The organism is Streptomyces sp. MMG1121, assembly GCF_001280015.1.
Taxonomy (GTDB): Bacteria; Actinomycetota; Actinomycetes; order Streptomycetales; family Streptomycetaceae; genus Streptomyces.
Genome location: NZ_LGDV01000053.1, coordinates 1 through 787 on the forward strand (window position 1 = coordinate 1; position 787 = coordinate 787).

Genomic DNA, 787 nt, shown 5'->3' on the forward strand with positions numbered 1-787 from the left:
GCGGGTCATGGTGGTGCGGTGGCCGAGGGTGACGTCGTCGACGTCGATGAGGCGTTCTTCCTTGCGTTGCTTGTTCCAGACCTCGTGGCCGGTGTAGCGAGGGTTGAGCAGGATCGCCCTGACCGCACCGGCCTGCCATCCGGATTTGGTGCGGTGGGGGTTGCGGGCGGCGTCGTGGGCGGAGGGGCAGGGGACGTTCTCGCTGTCGAGTCTGCGGGCGATGGCCTCGTCGCTCATGCCGTCGACGTATCGGGTGCCGACGTACATGGTGAAGATGCGTAGCACGACGAGCGCGGTATCGGGGTCGGGCTCAAGTCTGTGCAGGAGCTGTCCGGCGGCTGCTTTGCCGGGGTTGGGGTGGGTTCCGGCGTCGGTGATCCGGTAGCCGTAGGGCGGTCGTCCGCCGAGGTAGCGGCCCTGGAGCTTTGCCTGCGAGCCCATGGCGGTCCGCACCCGGATCTTGATGCGGTTGCGCTCGCCCTTGCTCATGCCGCCGAAGACGGACATGACGAGGTCGTGGGCTTCGTTGTCCGGGTCGATGGGGCCGCCGACCTCGGGGACCCACAGGGGGATGCGGAAGTGGACGAAGACGGGGAAGGTGTTGCCGAACTGGTTGCCGTAGAAGGTGCGCTGTGGCTCCCCGATCACGACCGCGTCGAATCCGCGATGGGGGTCGCGGAGGGCTTGGAGGAGGTCGTTTGCGCGGGGGCGGCGTTGCCAGGGCAGGGAGCGGCTGTGGCCGATGTCGAAGTACTCGGTGACGATGTGGCCGCCGGCGGGTTCGATC

The 787-nt window shown here is 68.0% G+C and carries 1 protein-coding gene; it reads right to left on the reverse strand.

The genetic code is table 11. The annotated features are described in order from the left end of the window. Nucleotides 1-787, reverse strand: a 787-nt coding sequence (locus tag ADK64_RS07280; RefSeq protein ID WP_234384485.1) for a recombinase family protein, incomplete at both ends; no start/stop codon positions are given.